Origin of the sequence: Acetobacter sp. P1H12_c (assembly GCF_018811975.1) — a bacterium.
Taxonomy (GTDB): Bacteria; Pseudomonadota; Alphaproteobacteria; order Acetobacterales; family Acetobacteraceae; genus Acetobacter; species Acetobacter persici.
Window position 1 is genome coordinate 1 of the sequence record NZ_JACRVR010000047.1, and the last position, 16,501, is coordinate 16,501.

15 protein-coding genes and 3 pseudogenes are annotated in these 16,501 nt (G+C 53.2%); 9 read left to right on the forward strand and 9 right to left on the reverse strand.

Going from position 1 to position 16,501, the window contains the following annotated elements:
- Positions 1 to 191, reverse strand: a pseudogene (locus KP699_RS14755) (IS5/IS1182 family transposase); the annotation flags it as partial.
- Between the two features lie 456 nt (positions 192 to 647).
- On the opposite strand from KP699_RS14755, the gene KP699_RS14760 reads away from it, so the two are divergent.
- The 3 genes from KP699_RS14760 to KP699_RS14770 all read left to right on the forward strand — a co-directional run bounded on the left by KP699_RS14760 (position 648) and on the right by KP699_RS14770 (position 4,048).
- A complete protein-coding gene (locus KP699_RS14760; RefSeq protein WP_215763159.1) occupies positions 648 to 1,823 on the forward strand; it encodes an L-dopachrome tautomerase-related protein in 1,176 nt (391 codons plus the stop codon).
- 95 nt (positions 1,824 to 1,918) lie between these two features.
- Positions 1,919 to 2,848: an alpha/beta fold hydrolase gene (locus tag KP699_RS14765; RefSeq protein WP_252347114.1), complete on the forward strand. Its 930-nt coding sequence runs from the start codon at positions 1,919 to 1,921 to the stop codon at positions 2,846 to 2,848.
- A 24-nt stretch (positions 2,849 to 2,872) separates the two neighbouring features.
- Positions 2,873 to 4,048 carry a hypothetical protein gene (locus KP699_RS14770; protein WP_215763161.1) on the forward strand — a complete coding sequence of 392 codons (1,176 nt, stop codon included), beginning with the start codon at positions 2,873 to 2,875 and terminating at the stop codon, positions 4,046 to 4,048.
- Between the two features lie 28 nt (positions 4,049 to 4,076).
- On the opposite strand, the gene KP699_RS14775 is transcribed toward KP699_RS14770, so the two are convergent.
- The 7 genes from KP699_RS14775 to KP699_RS14805 form a co-directional block, all read right to left on the reverse strand.
- On the reverse strand, positions 4,077 to 4,742 hold the full coding sequence (locus tag KP699_RS14775) for a putative quinol monooxygenase (protein ID WP_215763162.1): 666 nt from the start codon (positions 4,740 to 4,742) through the stop codon (positions 4,077 to 4,079).
- A gap of 112 nt (positions 4,743 to 4,854) precedes the next feature.
- Positions 4,855 to 5,631, reverse strand: a complete 777-nt coding sequence (locus KP699_RS14780) for an SDR family NAD(P)-dependent oxidoreductase (RefSeq protein WP_215763163.1) — start codon at positions 5,629 to 5,631, stop codon at positions 4,855 to 4,857.
- A 55-nt stretch (positions 5,632 to 5,686) separates the two neighbouring features.
- A complete protein-coding gene (locus KP699_RS14785) occupies positions 5,687 to 6,625 on the reverse strand; it encodes a cytochrome D1 domain-containing protein (protein ID WP_215763164.1) in 939 nt (312 codons plus the stop codon).
- 44 nt (positions 6,626 to 6,669) lie between these two features.
- Complete coding sequence (locus tag KP699_RS14790; RefSeq protein WP_215763165.1) at positions 6,670 to 7,626, reverse strand: aldo/keto reductase; 957 nt, start codon at positions 7,624 to 7,626, stop codon at positions 6,670 to 6,672.
- Between the two features lie 42 nt (positions 7,627 to 7,668).
- Positions 7,669 to 8,379, reverse strand: a complete 711-nt coding sequence (locus tag KP699_RS14795; RefSeq protein WP_252347115.1) for an SDR family oxidoreductase — start codon at positions 8,377 to 8,379, stop codon at positions 7,669 to 7,671.
- Positions 8,380 to 8,381: 2 nt separating this feature from the next.
- Positions 8,382 to 9,818, reverse strand: a complete 1,437-nt coding sequence (locus tag KP699_RS14800) for an MFS transporter (RefSeq protein WP_252347116.1) — start codon at positions 9,816 to 9,818, stop codon at positions 8,382 to 8,384.
- An 84-nt stretch (positions 9,819 to 9,902) separates the two neighbouring features.
- A complete protein-coding gene (locus tag KP699_RS14805) occupies positions 9,903 to 10,955 on the reverse strand; it encodes an SDR family oxidoreductase (RefSeq protein WP_215763166.1) in 1,053 nt (350 codons plus the stop codon).
- 107 nt (positions 10,956 to 11,062) lie between these two features.
- Between KP699_RS14805 and KP699_RS14810 the strand changes: the two genes are divergently transcribed.
- From KP699_RS14810 to KP699_RS14835, 6 genes and pseudogenes are all read left to right on the forward strand, one after another.
- On the forward strand, positions 11,063 to 11,971 hold the full coding sequence (locus KP699_RS14810) for a LysR family transcriptional regulator (RefSeq protein WP_215763167.1): 909 nt from the start codon (positions 11,063 to 11,065) through the stop codon (positions 11,969 to 11,971).
- 139 nt (positions 11,972 to 12,110) lie between these two features.
- The gene (gene frmR, locus KP699_RS14815; protein WP_215763168.1) at positions 12,111 to 12,386 is read left to right on the forward strand and encodes a formaldehyde-responsive transcriptional repressor FrmR; all 276 of its coding nucleotides are present in this window, start codon (positions 12,111 to 12,113) and stop codon (positions 12,384 to 12,386) included.
- Positions 12,387 to 12,449: 63 nt separating this feature from the next.
- Positions 12,450 to 13,559 (forward strand): S-(hydroxymethyl)glutathione dehydrogenase/class III alcohol dehydrogenase, encoded by a 1,110-nt coding sequence (locus KP699_RS14820; protein WP_215763169.1) that lies wholly within the window; start codon positions 12,450 to 12,452, stop codon positions 13,557 to 13,559.
- A gap of 58 nt (positions 13,560 to 13,617) precedes the next feature.
- Positions 13,618 to 14,019: a VOC family protein gene (locus KP699_RS14825; RefSeq protein ID WP_215763170.1), complete on the forward strand. Its 402-nt coding sequence runs from the start codon at positions 13,618 to 13,620 to the stop codon at positions 14,017 to 14,019.
- Between the two features lie 137 nt (positions 14,020 to 14,156).
- Complete coding sequence (locus tag KP699_RS14830) at positions 14,157 to 15,314, forward strand: MFS transporter (protein ID WP_308164933.1); 1,158 nt, start codon at positions 14,157 to 14,159, stop codon at positions 15,312 to 15,314.
- Between the two features lie 139 nt (positions 15,315 to 15,453).
- Positions 15,454 to 16,166 (forward strand): annotated as a pseudogene (locus KP699_RS14835) (IS5 family transposase).
- Positions 16,167 to 16,367: 201 nt separating this feature from the next.
- Here the strand turns inward: KP699_RS14835 and KP699_RS14840 are convergent.
- Positions 16,368 to 16,501: pseudogene (locus tag KP699_RS14840) on the reverse strand (IS701 family transposase); the annotation flags it as partial.

The following is a 16,501-nucleotide window of genomic DNA, read 5'->3' on the forward strand; positions in this document are numbered from 1 at the left end:
AGGGCCAGCATCAGGCGCGGATGATACTGCGCCTTGCCTCCCGTGCGCACTGGCACGCAGAACGCGCTCATCGGAACCCGCTCAACGGCTGCAACAATGAAATGCGCCATATCGTCAGCAGGAAGCCACGACTTCAGATCCGGTGGCAGAAGATACGGCTGAGACCGGTCAAACGGGATGAAGCTGCTCATCTCACAACCTTACAACATCACCCCTTCACAGGGTACCCCAATCCGACAGGCTGCTAGAGCGAAAATGATCATCCAGAACCTTAAATGCCAGCCTACTGCCCCTAAAATCAGGCAAAGAAGTCTGTAATTCAAGGTTCTTCGAACCCTCCATTTGGTGGTGAAATTTCTTATTTTTCAAACTATATTTTGCATAATCGCAAACTTGGTCCAGACGGGTGGGAAGGGCTGCTTGATGTCAGGATTCTAACGGCGATTGAGCAGTCTCTCACCTCTGGTCGGCCACAGTCTCTCAAAACCATAGAACGGAGCCGTAAGGGAATCAAAGAAGATCAGGCCTTCACGTTATCCCCTGCACGTGTCCCAGACGATAAAGAACTTATTGGTGTGCAACCTTTAACAAAGTAAGCTTTAAAAATATCGTCTCACTAGTCTGCGTCTTAACTAGGAAAACCTGTCATGAAACCGACATTCGGTACAAAGATCTTTCTGCCTGTTGGGGGTTTGACCAGAAGAAACGTCTTTGTTGGGGGGGCTTCCGCAGCTGTGGCAGGTTTACTGTGTAAAAAAGGTCGTGCCGCAGAGACTCTTGAGATCGTGGCCAGATCCCCTTTCATTGCCAGCGGCGTTGCTGTTTCCCAAGACGGACAGGTTTTTCTAGGGATGCCACGTTTTCCAGGCATGGAGGCAACGTTTTCTCTTGCCAAAGTGATGGGTGACGGAACACCTGTTCCATTCCCGGGAGGACGCTGGAATGCGTGGCAGGCAGGGGAGGCTGGTGTTGACACTCTTGTGATGGTCAATGCAATTCATATTTTTCGGGACAACACGCTTTGGGCGGTCGATCAGGGAGCTCCGATTGGGGAGCACCCTGCTCCAGGGGCGCAGAAGCTCATACAATTTGATATAATTACCGGGAAAGCTCTCAGAATCCTTCGGTTTTCAGACGCGATCATGCCCCCAGGCGCGCAATTCAATGATTTAAGAAAACACGGCGACCTGCTTTTTGTGACCGATAGTGGTCTTGGCGGCGTAATCATCCATGACTTTGCGACAGGAAAGACGCTGCGTCGACTATCCGGTCTCCCGGTGATGCGTCATGATAAAAAACACATTCATAAAGGGATCAGCGGCCGGATTCTTCAGGACGCGGATGGAAAACGCCCTGACGTCGCGAGTGACGATCTTGAAGTTGATGCTTCGGGGACCTGGTTCTATTTTTCCGTGCCGGCAGGCCCACTTAAAAGAGTCAGAATTGCTCATCTCCTCAATCAGAATCTTACAGATGATCAGCTTGCGAAAACCGTTGAAACTGTTGCCGAAATTCCCAGTATCGGCGGCACATGCATTGACACGCTTGGCAATATCTATCTGTCGGATGCAGAAAATAGTCGTATTACGGTCCTCTCTCCCGACGGGAGAAGAGCCACGTTGATTCAGGATAGTCGACTGGTATCTCCTGATGCCCTGTTCATAGATCGGCATCGCAGGCTCTATATTCCGTGTGCACAGTTACAGAAACTGGCGATGTTTAACAATGGACGAGACGAGACACGGGCACCGTTTCTGGTTCTTTCCGTTCAACTGCCAAAAGATATAAACGGTATAATGCTTGGGAGCGGTGTCGAAGGATGAGAAGCAAGCTGTCGGTCGTATTTTGTTCTCTTTTCGGATATGCTCTGCTCTGTGGGGCGGTGACACGGTCCCAAGCTTACGCTGCGGAGCCGGATATGCCCGTATATGGCTCAGAATTGCAGGGGTTTGAATATCCCTGGTCAGTTTCAGAGTTTTCTTTTCGCTCCCAGCAACAGAATTTGCATATGGCCTATATGGATGTGCAGTCTGATCATCCTAATGGCCAGGTGGCGGTACTCCTGCATGGTAAAAATTTCTGTGCGGCGACGTGGAAGGAAACCATCCAGATTCTGGTGCATCAAGGGTATCGGGTAGTTGCGCCAGATCAGATCGGATTTTGTAAATCCAGCAAGCCCCGTGCATATCAGTTCAGTTTTGGCCAACTGGCGAGCAATACCCATGAGCTTCTGCGCCAGCTTGCTATTCCCAGAGCTGTGATGATCGGGCATTCTACAGGTGGCATGCTTGCCATTCGGTATGCCCTGATGTTTCCAAACGCGGTATCACGTCTGGTGCTTGTTGATCCCGTTGGGCTGGAAGACTGGCAGGCAAAAGGTGTTCCCTATCGTACGGTAGACGCCTGGTACGCTCGTGAGCGGGGCAAGACCGCAGACCAGATACGCGCCTATGAACGAAAGGTATATTATGCTGGTCAATGGAATTCGCGCTATGAACCATGGGTACAGATGCTTGCGGGAATGTACAGAGGGCCAGATCGCGACAGTGTGGCATGGAATTCCGCACTTCTGTACGACATGATAGCGACACAGCCAGTGATTTACGAGCTCTCGCGCCTTAAACCCCTAACCACCTTGATGATCGGTGATAAAGATGTCACAGCAATTGGAAGTGACGGGGCCTCACCGGATATTCAGGCAAAACTGGGGCATTATCCGGAGCTTGGTAAAGCGGCAGCTCAGGCCATTCCCGGAGCCCATCTGATTGAATTTCCCGAACTGGGACATACACCACAGTTGCAGGATCCTGCTGCCTTTCATAAGGCCCTTTTACAGGAACTGCAGTAATCGTACACTAGGGGCGTGCGCCATATGCTCAGGAATACTTTCACACGTCGGAAAATTTTCGGGTTTGGCTTTGCTGGTCTTGTGTGTTCCGGGATGTGGATCCTACCGTCGCGATCACAGGCAGCACCTAGGAAAGGGAATGATCCATGGGCATGCTGGAACAGCCTTCCAGATAGCGAGGCCTTTCCAGATCCGCGTATTCTTGCCATAGCCTTTGGAATTCTTGCTCCTAACGCCCAGAATTTGCAGCCATGGCGTGCGCGTCTTGTCGGTGATGACACGGTGCTGCTTTATGCAGATCTTTCCCGTCGTCTGCCAGCGACAGATCCGATTGATCGTCAGATTACCGTTTCGTTTGGGACATTTTGTGAATTATTTCGTCTTGGTGCGCGTGTTGGCGGGTATGAAACAGAAATCATACCCTTCCCTGACGGAGCGTCAGAACAAGAACTTGATAGCCGGCCTGTTGCTCAACTGAAGTTAACAACACCATCCAAAAGAGCCCCTGAGGGGCTGGTTGACCATGTTCTTCAGCGTTCTACAAACAGATTACCTTTTGATCTGACGAGACACGTCACCCAGAGGGACATTACGAAACTGACTGTCGGTGGGCTTCGCCTTGCCTCAATTCATGGTACGGCGTACCTTGCGGAAGCCTCCCGGATCCGGACAGTGGCCCGTCAGGCCTATCGTGCTGCGATGAGTGATGATGCGGCATGTCGGGAGTTATTCAATGTGACGCGGATCGGGCGTGCGGAAACGACATCTTATCGATGGGGGCCTGCTATCGTGACGTCTGAGGCGGAGCAATACGCGTCTGACGGTGAAGCGTTGCGACTGGCTTTTTTAACACCAAAAAGTAAGGTTCTCCAGGATCTGGTCTCCCGATACCTTGCTGCTCTAGACACAGGCCGTGCCTATATGTGGGTTGTCACTGCTGACAACTCACGTGTCTCCATGTTCAATGCAGGACGAGAATGGGCCCATCTGCATCTGGCTGTGACGGCTATGGGGCTGAAGCTTCAACCTCATAGTCAATCCTTGCAGGATTTTCCGGCTATCGAGCCCATGAAAAAAGAGATTCATGCCCTTTTAGCCGCACAGGGAACAGAGCGAATACAGATGCTGGGCCGTATCGGTTACGCCGTTCAGGCACCGCATAGCCCAAGAGAACCTGTCTCGCTTCATCTTGTGTCCTGATAGGACAGTTGGAGAATTTGACCTTTGTTTAGGGAGCGACATCCTTCAGAAGATGTCGATCGGATGCGCTGGCGAGAAGTGATGGCAATATAGCCCCAAGCTTTTTCGCGTAGGGAAGTGTCAGGTTGGCTTCATGGCTGGCAACACTGTCCCAGCGCTCGAAAAGGATGAATTGGTCGGGGTCGTCCTTCACCTCAAAAAAATCGTAAATCAGGTTGCCATGTGCCTTTCGGGCCTGAGGCAGAGTGTTCTGGATGATCTGCAGGAAATCTTTTTTTGCGGTGGGTTGCACATGAAGACGCACAAGTACGTTCCGTGTGTGTCCGGTCTGCTGAACCGGTCGTAAATCAAACGCGGGTACAAGCGTCGTTGCTTTGATGGGCAGGGAGACGGGAGGGGATGCCAAAGCCTGCTGTCCGGCTTTCTGAACGGCGCGGAGTGGGGCGGTTCGCATATGGGCATCAAGAGCGCTCTGCGACGTCCAGCTTTCGATCAGATAAAGTGTATTACCGCCTTGCTCATCCTGAAACACCCAGAAGGCTTCGTTCCCAGGTTCTTTTCGGCTCTCGTGTGCATTGTTTTGCATGAGAGGAAGGAAGGCGGACAGGTGATCTGGCTTTAAAGTCAGGATATTGAGCATCCTGAGCGGGCTACTTTCAGCGGCCGTTGCGGCGGGCGAATGCGGGATGGGCACTCAGGGCAAATGCAGCGATGACCGTCCTGCGTGTCAGATCGGAAGAGGTGTGTTCCATCTTAATACTCCCGGAAGAAGGGGGAGGGGGGCTTGTTCCCTCCCTTTTCCCGCATCAGATACTGTCAATCACGCCGCCTTCGACGCGAAGGCTCGCGCCTGTCGTGGCTGATGCCTGTTCAGAGCAGACATACACAACCATGTTGGCGACTTCCTCAACTGTCGCGGCCCGTCGAATGATGGAGGATGGGCGGTTGCGTATCGTGAAGTCGGCGGCCAGTTCTTCAATGGATTTTCCGGTTTTTTCCTGCTCAGGCTTCAACATTTTTTCCAGCCCTTCCGAAAGGGTGGGGCCAGGCAGAACAGAATTGACGGTCACATTTGTCCCGGCCAGAGTTTTGGCAAGGCCGCGTGCAATTGCGATCTGTCCCAGTTTCGTGAAGCCGTAATGCACCATTTCAGGCGGAATATTGAAGGCGGATTCAGAGGAAATGAAAACAATTCGCCCCCAGTTTTTTTCTTTCATCCCCGGGATATAGGCGCGTGATAATCTGACACCCGACATGACGTTGATCTGAAAGAAACGCTCCCAGACATCGTCGCTGGTTTCGGAAAATTCCCCACGATCGTAGATGCCGAGATTGTTGATGAGGATATCGCAGTGGGGATGGGCTTTTATCAGGGCGGCGCATCCATTAGCGGTGCCAAGATCCCCGACATAGCCCGTCGCATTGCTTCCTATTTTTGCCACGGCTTCATCAACAGCCTCTTGCCGACGACCGTTGACGATGACATGAGCACCGCTTGCTGCAAGACCCTGCGCAATAGCGAAACCGATGCCACCTGAGGCACCGCTGACAATGGCTGTTTTGCCTTGAAGATTAATAATCATGCGAAAAATTTCCTCTTACTAGATCCCTCAGAGAAAGGGAGGAGATGAAGCCGGATTAGAAAAATGCGAGTGTTTCGCAGCCCTTTCCGGCTGGTACGGTGCGAAGAGTTGCGCCGCTCGACAGAAGGACTTCACTCAGAGTGCCATCGCCTTCATTGGCAACAAGAAAATGCTTGCCATCAGGATGAAAGTCACCATCCATCGGTTTGTTGCCAACATGCGCGGGCTTCTGAGTCCAGTCAGATAGATGGATGGCTGTCAGAACGGGTTCATGGTCACCGATCGCGACAAGCCACTGTTGGTGAGGGTCACATTTGACGACCTGAGCGGGACGTTTGTGAGCCGTTAAAGTGACCGTTTCTGTTAGCTGCCCGGTTTCTATGTCGACAATCAGTAGTCGTGGGCTTTGTGCGTCTGTGACAACGATGCGGCGCTCATCCGGCAAATGCGTGATCCCTGCGGTTGGAGATGACAACGGGATGGTTCTCACACGACGCCCCGTTGAGAGATCAAGAACAGTCAGTGTTGCATCTTCCTCATTTTCGGTAACGATTTTTCCGGTTTCAGGGAGAATGGTCAAGCGGTGTGTATTGGACGATCCGGTCGGCCACTTCTGTATAACCTGATCGCGGATTGTGTCGATCGCGGCGACTACGGCACTATTTTCACAACACACATAGAGCAGACCAGACGGGCCGAATCTGAGAGTATGGGGCGATGTAAGAGGAGAGATATCAATGTCCTTCACCCTCTTGCGAGACTGAAGGTCAATAACCGATATGTAATGGTTGGGATGCGGATTATCCCCGTGGATACCATCTCCGTAAGCCGGGACGAAAGCTTTTGTCCGTTGGGTGTTCAACGCAAGTTCATGGGGCAGGGAGGGCATTGACGGGATGCAGTCAAGAGTAGCCAGACTGATCGGGTCAAGAAACAGGATACGGTCTCCCTGCTTGTCCACCGCGATCAGTCCCTTTGGTTGCCACCTGTTCATTGTTCTTCCTTTCTCCCCGCTTCGGCGTATAGACCATGATCTCGTCACGGGGCGCTGGCGGCATCCAGTTCCTTGATCTCGTCAAGCGAGAGGATCAGGGATGCAGCCCGGGCGAAACTTTCGACGTGGCTTCGCTTCGTCGCACTGGCAATTGGAGCCGTCACACCTTTGCGGGCGATTAGCCAGGCCAGAGCAATCTCTGCGTTCTGGGCATTATGGCTTTCAGCAATTTTGTCCAGAGCCGCAAGAATACGTGTCCCTCGAGGCGTGAGATATTTTGCGACGCCTTCGCCACGTTTGCTCTGCGTCAGATCTGCCTGACCCCGGTATTTTCCAGAAAGAAAGCCCGATGCCAGACTGTAATAAGTAACGACACCAATATCATTGGCGATGCAAAGGTCACGCAGGTCACCGTCAAATGCTTGCCTGTCATATAGATTATATTCTGGCTGAAGCACCTGATAGCGTGGAAGAGAAAACTGTTGTGCGACCTTGAGCGACTGAGCAAGCTGTGTCGCATCCAGGTTTGACGCACCTACAGCACGGATTTTGCCGGCTTCAAGTAAAGTCTCATAAGCGGAAAGCGTTTCTTCATAGGGCGTTTCAGGGTCGGGCCAATGAGAAAAATACAGGTCGATCCGTTCGATACCGAGACGGGAGAGAGAGTCTTCAACTGCCTGCAGGATCCATTTTTTCGACAGGCCTTTTTTTCCGGGACTGCCCAGATCAGATCCAACTTTAGTAAAGATCTTTACTTTTTGACGAACACCCGGGCGGTTTTTTAGCCAGTTCCCGATAATTTTTTCTGACTCTCCTCCTTTATTTCCGGGAGCCCATGCGGAGTAGACGTCCGCAGTATCAATCGCATCAAACCCGTGGTCCACGAATGCATCAAGCACGTCGAAACTGGTTTTCTCATCAATCGTCCAGCCAAATACATTGCCGCCAAAAACGATGGGTGCAATAGCAAATCCTGTGGTTCCAAGTGATCTGGGTGTCATGTTTTGTGGTCCTTTCATAAAGCCTGCTGGTAACGCAATTGATTAAACCAGTGAGCCGCCACCATCGACATAGACGGTGCTGCCGGTCATATAAGGGTTGTTGAGGAACGCCATGACCTGAACCGCAATATGGTCCGGCTTGCCCACAATGCCTGCGGGTAGGCGCTGGGCAGCCCCATCAAACAGGGTGCGACGGGCATCATTTCCCAGACTGTCATACATTTCGGTCATGATCAGTCCGGGGGATACACAGTTGACACGTACCGGCGCGAATTCAAGCGCAAGTCCCCGCGTCAGTCCTTCCAGGGCTGCATTGATTGCGCCCTGGATGGCGGCGCCTTTTTTCGGACGGATGGACAGAAACCCGGACACCAGCGTTAGCGATCCATTGTCCATAAATCGGGCGGCACGGGCAACGCGGTAAGCTCCCCAGAACTTTGAGTTCATGGAGGCCAGCGCGTCAGCCAAAGGCAGTTCTCGAACTGCGGCAACCTTGGTGCTGGCGGCAGAAACGATCACATGATCAAAGGGAGGCTCCTCAGAAAAGAAGGTTTCAATCTGCTGATGATCACCCGTGTCGAGAACCTGACCGCGAGCACCGTGACCAAGAGACGACGTCGCCGCAGAGACCTTATCTGGTGTACGAGAGGCAACGGTGACATGAGCGCCTTCGGCCGTTGCTGCCTGAGCAATTCCAAGACCAATGCCGGATGTGCCACCGATGACCAGAATCCGTTTTCCTGAAACTGACATGTTTATGAAACCTTTTTTCTGGAGTGAGCTACGTGGTTCGCGGCATCGTGAGGCAGCTTGAGAGTGTCAAGCACACCGGCCAGAGAAACTGCGGAAACAATGAGGAACGCTACTCTGAACGCGGAGAGAGCATCAGCGTGAGGGAAGGCGAATGTGCCAAGGCGCCAGGCAATAGCCCCAAGTGCTATGCCCAGCCCGAGAGCCAGTTGAAAAGCCGTCGAGAACAGTGTGTTGGCGTTTGGCATCTCCTCCTGGGGTATGTCCGCAAAAGCAATCGTGTTCAGGGCGGTAAACTGCATTGACCGCGTCATGCCACTTAAAAACAGGATCAGCACAAGCGCATAGAGAGGAAGAGAGGGGCCGATCAAGGCACAAAGAGCTATGGTAAGGGCATTGAGAATACCATTGATGAGCAGGACGGGCCGGAAGCCAAAAAGTTGCAGGATTGGCGTTGTCATGGGCTTCATGACAAGATTGCCTGCAAAGACAGCCGTCAGCATGGCGCCCGCTTTCCACGCGCTATAATGCAACCCCATCTGAAGCATCAGCGGGAGGAGAAATGGTACGGCGCTGACGCCCATCCGGAACAGGGACCCACCCCAGATTGTCACTGCGAATGTCGGAACGTTCAGTGCTTCCAGAGTCAGCATCGGGGCTGGGCTCCGGCGGAAATGCAGGACGGCGCCCCCGGACAGCAGAATGCCTCCGGCAGACAGGACGCCAACCCGGCCCCACCTCACGGGATTATGTCCGAGAAGCTCAGCCGCATAGAGAAGGCAGAACAGGCCAGAGACAGTCAGCAGAAACCCTGACCAGTCAAAAGGGCGTTCCTGTGAGGTCCCGCCTGAGGGTACGAGGCGAAGCGCAAGTGCGCAAGCCGCAATCCCGAGTGGGATGTTCAGGTAGAAAATCCATTGCCAGCCGGAATGGTCTGTCAGAAATCCTCCCAGCGGAGGCCCAAGCACAGGTGCTACCAACCCCGGCCATGTCAGCGTTGCCATAACAGGAATAAGGCGATCCTTGGGGGTGGCATGTAAGACAACAAGGCGCCCGACGGGGACCATCATGGCGCCCCCTATGCCCTGCAGAAACCGGAAAGCGACAAACTGCCAGAATGTGTGTGCCATGCCGCAGAGCAGCGAGGCGACGGTAAAAAGTGCAATAGCCAGGGTGAAGACAGGGCGTGCTCCAAACCGCTCGGCCACCCATCCACTGACGGGAATGAAAACACCGAGTGTCAGCATGTATATGCTGACGCCCAGATTGAGATCAGCCGGTGCGACAAGAAAATCATGCGCCATAGCCGGAATGGCGGGCGTGATGATGGTGGCGTCCAGATTTTCCATAAAAAACGTGCCCGCCACCAGCAGCGCTAGAAAAGTCAGCAGGCGACCGTGAGCGTTCTTTTTGGTGGAGCCGGTCCGTGTGTTCTCTGGCAATAAGTCACTCCCGATGTGGATCTCTCTATGTTTCCAGATCTGTCCAGTGATGTTTCGTCTACGGCTGCACGTTCCAGTGACGGGTCAGGGAATAATCTTCCGGTTTCTGAACTCATCAAACAGGCGGATAAACATCGCCTGTGAGTCAACGCAGGGATGGAATCCGGCCTGCCTGATTTTGGTTGTTGAGCTGATGACATCCCAGTCACAGCGGAAAATGAAGTCTCCGAATCCCCATGCCGCGATTTTTTCGAATGGCACCGTGACCAAACCATGTTTTTCAACGATCCGGTCCCAGACGGGTCCCTTGTCCGCCATCATTTCGGTAAGAGAAATGGTCATCGGCGCACCGAGTTCCATACCAAAATAAGCGGCAACCTGTTTCCAGATCGTGTGCCAGCGGAACAGATCGCCATTTGTCAGATTGTAAGCTTCACCGGCTGCAGCATGGTCGGCCGCCCATTGCGATCCTGCGGCGAGTTGTGACGCATCCGTGACCTGCGCCAGCCGATTATAGCAGTCTGGCGTGCCCGGAAAACGAAGCGGCAGACCGAGTTCCTTCGAAATGGCAGCATAGACGGCGATGACCATGGAGAGGTTCATCGGGTTGCCAATGGCGAACCCACAGACGACGTCAGGCCGGAGAACGACCATATCCCACGATCGTGTGGCCGCTTTCGCCCGCAGCCAGTCTTCCTGATCATAGTAAAAAAGCGGCGGCATCTGCCGTGGATCGCTTTCGATCGCGGGTGTTGGAAACGCGCCAAGATGAGCGCCGTAGTATTTAGCGCCCTCATAGAGGACGACGCGCTTGAGATGGGGGGACGTTTCATCAAGGGATTCTACAAGATTGCGGAGCATGGTGAGATTGACATCAACCTGCCTTCCGGGATCCGCATGTTCCTGATAGGCGGCATAAAAAACATGCGTGACATCTTTCAAAGTAGCTGACGTGTCGCGTGTTGCCGCTGCATCTGTCAGATCGACAGAGAGAAACGCTGCTGATGTCTCGAAATCTGGCCGGCGGCGGGAGAGTCCCGTCACTTTCCAGTCTGACTGTGTGCTGAGATGGGTGACGAGATTGCGCCCTATGACGCCAAGTCCACCCGCCACAACCGCGTGTTTCAGAGAAGGCACAGGTGTTTGTCTCCATGTGGGTGCTGACAAGTGTTTCCAACATTATCATTATAAGAGCATGCGATAATCACTGACTTAAATAAGAAACCATTCGATCAGGACGAATAATGGATCAGTTTGATCTTCTTCGGCTCTATGTGGATATCGCCGAGCAAGGCAGTCTTGCCGCAGTTGCCCGTGTCCGGGGCCTGTCTCCTTCAACGGTGACCTTGGGACTGCAAACACTTGAGGCGAGGGTTGGGGTGTCACTGGTAAGGCGCTCAACGCGGCGTCTTGCGTTCACACCTGAAGGAGAGCGCTTTCTGACAGATTGCCGCAGGATACTGGATGACCTTGCGGAAGCGTTAGAAAATCTCTCCGACAAAGGGGAATTGCAAGGTGTGATTCGCATTACGGCGACCAACGATTTTGGACGGAATCGTCTGGCACCGCTCATTGACGCGTTCATGAGAAGCCATCCAGGGATTGCGATCGAATTGATGCTGACGGATGCGGTCAAGGATCTTCTGGAAGACCGTTATGATCTCGCAATTCGGATGGGACAGCTTGCAGACTCCCAGCTTACTGCGCGTCTTCTCATGCGAGGGCGCCGGTATGTGTGTGCATCGCCTGATTATTGGGCACAGTATGGACGTCCAGACCATCCTCGTGAGTTGATGCAGCATAACTGCATGGTCTTGGCTCGTCCCGGTGCACCGCAGGCGAACTGGGTCTTTCGGGAAAAAAACCACGAGTTCACGGTAAAGGTCAGCGGTGACCGGCTGGCTAATGATGGCGGGACACTCAGAAACTGGGCCGTTGCCGGCGCCGGTGTCGTGCTCAAATCCAGTTGCGACGTGGAAGATGATATCGCCGCCGGTCGTCTGGAAGCAGTTCTGGACGCTTTTTCTATGACCGAGACAAATGTCTATGCTGTCTACCCCCACGGGCGTCGGCTTGCGCGCCGCGTGACCGCGCTTATTGACTATCTGGGAACACATCTCGCTTCAGCAGGTCCTGGAACGGTTTCTTTGTGAAACGAAGATGGTGACCTGCATTTTCGGTGACGGAGTTTAAGACCAATCATCACGTTCCCGAGAGAGGCGTTTGTCGTCATTGATAAACTGGATGGGAGTATCTAAAAATACTCCCATCCAGTATTAAGAGTGAAGTCGCATGCCTCATACACCTGTGGAAAAGAAACGGGCTCTTGCAAGGGTGAGACGTATTCGCGGCCAATTGGACGCGCTGGAAAATTCTCTGGAGCAGGGAGCAGACTGTGCTCCTGTCCTGCAACAACTGGCGGCCGTGCGTGGGGCCGTCAATGGATTGATGTCAAGCGTCCTTGAAAGCCATCTTCGTGAGGAGTTTGCTCAGTCTGGAAACGGTGTCGATCAGAAACAGGAAACAATTGAGGGGGTTGTTGCGCTCGTTCGTTCTTATCTGCGCTAACACTGAACAATAAAAGCCTGCCTCTTCTGGAATAATGCTGGCAACAGCAAAAGGATTAAAAACGTGAAATCTCGTGCAGCAGTTGCTTTCGAGGCCAGAAAACCTCTGGAAATCGTAGAAATTGATGTTGAACCGCCGCGTGCGGGGGAAGTGCTGGTTAAAATCACTCATACCGGCGTGTGTCATACCGATGCGTTTACCCTGTCTGGTGAAGATCCCGAAGGGCTGTTTCCAACAGTGCTGGGGCATGAGGGCGCGGGTATTGTCGTTGAAGTGGGAGAGGGTGTGACCAGTGTCGTACCGGGCGATCACGTGATCCCGCTCTACACGGCCGAGTGCGGGGAATGTCTTTTCTGCAAATCGGGCAAAACAAATTTATGTATTTCTGTTCGTGCTACGCAGGGGAAGGGCGTTATGCCAGATGGCACATCGCGTTTCTCCTATAAAGGCCAACCTCTTTATCACTATATGGGGTGCTCTACCTTCAGCGAATATACTGTTGTAGCCGAGGTTTCTTTGGCCAAGATCAACCCGCGTGCCAATCCTGGACATGTCTGTCTTTTGGGATGTGGAGTGACCACAGGAATTGGCGCGGTACATAATACAGCCAAGGTTCAGCCGGGAGATAGTGTCGCTGTCTTTGGCCTAGGAGGAATTGGTCTCGCTGTTATCCAGGGTGCGCGTCAGGCCAAGGCGGGACGTATTTACGCTATCGACACCAACCCGGACAAATTTGAACTGGCCAAAGCTTTCGGGGCGACGGATTTTCTGAATCCAAAGGATTATGACAAACCGATCCAGCAGGTTCTTGTTGAACAGACTGGGTGGGGCATTGACCACACCTTTGAGTGTATCGGTAATGTCAACGTCATGCGGGCGGCACTGGAAGCTGCACATCGCGGTTGGGGCCAGTCGATCGTTATCGGGGTTGCTGGTGCGGGGAAGGAAATTTCCACTCGTCCCTTTCAACTCGTGACCGGTCGCTCCTGGCGGGGCACGGCTTTCGGCGGTGTGAAGGGACGCACTCAGCTTCCCCGCATGGTGGAAGACGCCATGCGGGGGGACATCGATCTGGCTCCCTTTGTAACTCACACAATGCCTCTTGAAGATATCAATACGGCGTTTGAACTGATGCACGAAGGAAAGTCTATTCGTTCAGTCATTCATTACTGACAGTTCCCTTCCTAAGCTGGGGATGCTTAGGGTCACAGTATGTAACAGGAGACAGACAATGGCTGTAATTTCTGGAGACGGTGTTTTTTCCCATGTTTTCCTTGGTGCCAAGGATGTCACGGTGTCGGCACAATTCTATGATGCTGCGTTGGGTGCCTTGGGAATCAAAAATCTTGGTCCTTTTGGCAACGGCTGGATCCTCTATGGGCGTGATAAGCCCGCGTTTATCATCGCGCGCCCTGGTAATGGCGAAACGCCCACCAGCAATGGTGTGACTATTGGCTTTGCGGCGTCTTCTCCCGCCGAGGTGGAAGCTTTCCATGCAGCGGGGCTTGCCAATGGAGGAACGGATGAGGGCGCGCCGGGGCCGCGTAGTCACCTCCCTGGCGCATATGCTGCATATCTGCGTGATCCGGCAGGGAACAAAGTTTGCAGCTATACGTTCACGGGTGGGAATTAACACCTGAATGCAATGGGCGGGGTGGTCGAAACACTATTCCTGATCCGTGCTCGAATTTTTTCCAAGCTTTTTCCAAATGGCAGATCATCGAAGTGATCTGCCATTTTCTGTTTCCGGATAGTGACAAAGGATCGACCGTGCTTCTTCCACTTCTTGCACTGGCGCTGGGTGCCTTTGGTCTGGGAACGACCGAGACAATTGTCATGGGCCTGTTGCCAGAGTTGTCGGGCAGCCTCGGTGTCTCCATTGCACAGACAGGCTTGCTTGTTTCTGGCTATGCCATTGGCGTGACAGTTGCATCACCGGTCATCGCTATCCTGACACGGAATTATACCAGGCGCGCCACACTTCTCCTGATGATGGGGCTCTTCGTTATTGGAAATACGTTCAGTGGCATAGCGCCAAATTATTGGCTCCTGATGGCTGCCAGAATTATCACATCCTTGTCCCATGGCACGTTCTACGGAGCCGCGTCTGTCATGGCCAGCCAGCTCGTCCCGCCTGACAAACGCGCCAATGCTCTTTCTTTGGTTTATATCGGTCTTACACTCTCCATGATTCTGGGCGTGCCTCTTGGCACGTTGATCGCCCAATATAGTTCATGGCGGCTTGCGTTTGGTATGATCACCATGATTGGGCTGATATCTTGGGGTGCCATCTATTTCCTGATCCCTCAGGATAAAATGAGTGGGCCGACCGTGAAGCTCTATGCACAACTTGAAGCAATCAAGCAGCCGCTTGTGCTGACAGTCATGCTGGTTTCCATGTTTACATCGGCCAGCATGTTTGCGCTGTTCACCTATATCACGCCCTTTCTGCAGAACCGGATTGGTCTTTCGCCGCATGGTGTGGCGCTGGTTCTCTTGCTGATCGGCATCGGGCTATGTCTTGGGAATCTGCTCGGTGGCAGACTGGCTGACTGGAAAATGCTGCCCTCGTGCGCGGGAATGATGCTGGCGGTCGCCATAGTGGAACTTGCTCTGGTTCCCGGCAGCCGCCAGATGTGGCCCTGCATTATCCTGCTTTTTCTGTGGGGGATGTTCATCTATGCTCCTATGGCGCCATTGCAGTCATATGTTGTGACCGCATCAGGTGCGTCTCCCAATATTGCTTCAGCGGTCAATCAGAGTTCTTTCAATTTTGGGAATGCAGTCGGGGCATGGGCCGGCAGCCTCATTATCTCAGCAGGAGCGTCTTATGCCGAGATACCTGTTGTGGCAGCCGCGTTCGCGATCGGCGGATGCCTTCTTGTTTGTCTGGCAATGAGGCCGGAGAAAATCAAAACGCCACTCTAGTAGTTAGGGCCAATCGACATTCAGGATTTCCAAATAGGCTAATCGCTGCTTCATAGGTCTCCGTGTTGATGTGGAGAACGGGCGATGGGGATCAAGCGATACGAATTGAGCACAGCACAGCACAGCGCAGTGGGAGCAGATCAGGGTTTTGTTGCCTGGGAAAGCGAGTGATCCTGGGCGGACTGGATCGGATAATCGTCTGTTCGTAAACGGATGTTTATGGGTCTTGCGATCCGGTGCCCACTGGTGCGATCTGCCTGAACGCTATGGAAACTGGAAGACGGTTCACCGGCGCTTCAGTCGTTGATGCCATGCGGGCGTATGGGAGCGGGTATTCACTGCGCTGACCGCCGATCGTGACAACGCGTATCTGATGATCGATAGCACCATTGTCCGTGCCCACCAGCACGCGGCAACCGGAAAAGGGGGGCGCAAAATCAGGCGCTGGGGCGTTCCAGAGGGGGATTAACCACCAAGATCCACATGCTGGCCGACGCTCTGGGGTGACCGTTACGGTTCATTATCACCGGCGGTCAGGTTCATGACGCTACCCAGGCATCTGCATTGCTCGAAGGCCAGACTGCGGGCGCGGTCATCGCCGATAAGGCTTATGACAGCAATGGGCTCCGCGAACAGATTGCTGTCATGAACGCAGAGGCTGTCATTCCGTCAAAACGGAACCGCAAGGTGTTCATCCCGCACGACCAGGCTCTTTACAAAGACCGAAACCGTATCGAGCGATGCTTCAATCGCCTCAAACATTGTCGTCGCTTCGCAACGCGCTACGATCGCAGAACCATCCATTTCGCAGGCTTCATTTATCTCGTAGCAGTCATGATCTGGAGCGCTTGAATGTCGATTAGCCCTAGTTTCAGTCCCTTCTGCAACGACTGTCATACCTAGGCTCAGTTCAATCAATTAATAGGTCCTGAGCCTAACACTACAGTTGCATTTTGTATCGTGAGTGAGAGCACATAGCGTTGGCCTGATGTGTTCGTCGGAAGACGGACCATCTGAGGATATGGGCAACGGGTAGGCGGCGTTGTGCAAGCTTTACAACGAGGCGCCTGATTTCCTGTATGGACCATCGGACAAGGATGATCGTGTTCTGCGTTGTGTTTTTTTCGGTTTCAGTGAGTTTGCCTGATACCGCACACTTGCCATGACGGCGTAGGCAAGCATGACCA

Excerpts from the sequence above, each read along its gene's own strand:
- KP699_RS14790 (WP_215763165.1), bottom strand. The coding sequence starts at position 7,626 with ATGACACCCAGATCACTTGGAACCACAGGATTTGCTATTGCACCCATC.
- KP699_RS14825 (WP_215763170.1), top strand. The coding sequence starts at position 13,618 with ATGGCTGTAATTTCTGGAGACGGTGTTTTTTCCCATGTTTTCCTTGGT.
- KP699_RS14810 (WP_215763167.1), top strand. The coding sequence starts at position 11,063 with ATGGATCAGTTTGATCTTCTTCGGCTCTATGTGGATATCGCCGAGCAA.
- frmR (WP_215763168.1), top strand. The coding sequence starts at position 12,111 with ATGCCTCATACACCTGTGGAAAAGAAACGGGCTCTTGCAAGGGTGAGA.
- KP699_RS14770 (WP_215763161.1), top strand. The coding sequence starts at position 2,873 with ATGCTCAGGAATACTTTCACACGTCGGAAAATTTTCGGGTTTGGCTTT.
- KP699_RS14780 (WP_215763163.1), bottom strand. The coding sequence starts at position 5,631 with ATGATTATTAATCTTCAAGGCAAAACAGCCATTGTCAGCGGTGCCTCA.
- KP699_RS14765 (WP_252347114.1), top strand. The coding sequence starts at position 1,919 with ATGCCCGTATATGGCTCAGAATTGCAGGGGTTTGAATATCCCTGGTCA.
- KP699_RS14760 (WP_215763159.1), top strand. The coding sequence starts at position 648 with ATGAAACCGACATTCGGTACAAAGATCTTTCTGCCTGTTGGGGGTTTG.
- KP699_RS14785 (WP_215763164.1), bottom strand. The coding sequence starts at position 6,625 with ATGAACAGGTGGCAACCAAAGGGACTGATCGCGGTGGACAAGCAGGGA.
- KP699_RS14795 (WP_252347115.1), bottom strand. The coding sequence starts at position 8,379 with ATGTCAGTTTCAGGAAAACGGATTCTGGTCATCGGTGGCACATCCGGC.